Origin of the sequence: Streptomyces sp. NPDC048277 (assembly GCF_040652235.1) — a bacterium.
In the GTDB taxonomy this organism is placed as follows: domain Bacteria; phylum Actinomycetota; class Actinomycetes; order Streptomycetales; family Streptomycetaceae; genus Streptomyces.
This window is the reverse complement of the sequence record NZ_JBEZLQ010000090.1, coordinates 1-1,284: the sequence shown is the minus strand read 5'-3', so window position 1 is coordinate 1,284 and position 1,284 is coordinate 1. Positions and strand designations below refer to the sequence as shown.

1 protein-coding gene is annotated in these 1,284 nt (G+C 62.3%); it reads right to left on the bottom strand.

What is annotated here, in order from left to right; translation table 11 throughout:
- Positions 1-528: hypothetical protein (locus tag AB0D85_RS52270; RefSeq protein WP_362338790.1), on the bottom strand; the 528-nt coding region annotated here is incomplete at its 3' end.
- Between the last annotated feature and the right edge of the window lie 756 nt (positions 529-1,284).

Sequence of the window (1,284 nt, the reverse complement as noted above, 5' to 3'; positions counted from 1 at the left end):
CGTTGTGGTCGGCATGCCCGACACCAGATAGGGATTCGCCGCAGAGGCCCCCGCCTGGGACAGACCCGGCGGACCGTACGCCGGATCCTGCTGGTAGCTGCTGTACACGAAAGACTGGGCATTGCTCCTGCTGCCGCGATTGACTTTGCGCTTGTCCAGCTCTTCCTGCTCATCCTTCGACAAGCCATTACGACCCTCCGGAACGCCACCGCCCGAGGCCCAATGACTTGCTGTCGATTTGGATATACCTTTCTTCTTGGCGAATTCGCGCATGCTCATGTCGCTGGTTAAAAATTCCTGGAGAAAGCCGGTCACATAGGCGGCATCTCTTCGGGTATCCCCCTTGCGATTACCGGCTAGGCGTTTTTCCAGCTCTTCCTGCTCATCCTTCGACAAGCCATTACGGCCCCCCGGAACGCCACCGCCCGAGGACCAACGAGCTGCTGTCGAATGGGGTATTTCTTTCGTGTCGGCGAACTGGTGCATGCTCATGTCGCTGGTTAAAAATTCCCGGAGAAAGTCGGTCACCTGGGCAGGGGTACGCTCTGCGGCTCTCCTGGCCTTATTACCTTGATTGTTGCGTTCTGGCATCGTGAAACCTCCGCTTGCGCTGGGGGCTGGGCGGCTCCAGCCGACTGTGTTCGCCTACTGCGTTCTCAGTAACGATGCCGGCCCGACGGTGGTTCAGTCCGGATCTACCGGTCGATGATCGAGGCGGGACGGGGCTGACGCAGAAAGGTGCCCGCTGAGCTGGGAAGACGGGAGTTCTCACACTTCCATCAGCATCGACCAGCATGGCACCTCGTAAGTGAACCTTTGCCAACTTGGTTGGTGGCGGTGTGGGTTGGTGCGGGGCCGGGCGGAGTCCCTTATGTCGGTCGCCAGTTGGGTCATGGCCCGGGCGGTGGTGTTTCGGCAGTTCCCGCAGCCTGGCTGTGGTCGGCGGCCAAGTGCGGTTTGTGGTAACGCCGTTCGCCAGTCCGGTTGCCGAATTCGACGGCGACGGTCCGCGGTCACTGCTTCAGTCCGAGGCTGGAGCGTCGGTACGGCTCGCTCAGTCCGTCAGCCTGCTCGGCGAAGGTGCCGTGCCGGCATGACGGTCGGTCGCAGGAGAACCGCAGTCCCCGCTGCCGGATGACCAATTGTGTTACGCCGCGGGGTGTTCGCTGGGGCTTTGCTCGTACGCGGAGTGCACCCGTATTGCCCGTGCCCGGCAACTCGGACGCAGAGGCGGCGGACCGCAGGCCGCCGCCTCCGCGCAGATCGCTTCTGAGGAGACGTTCA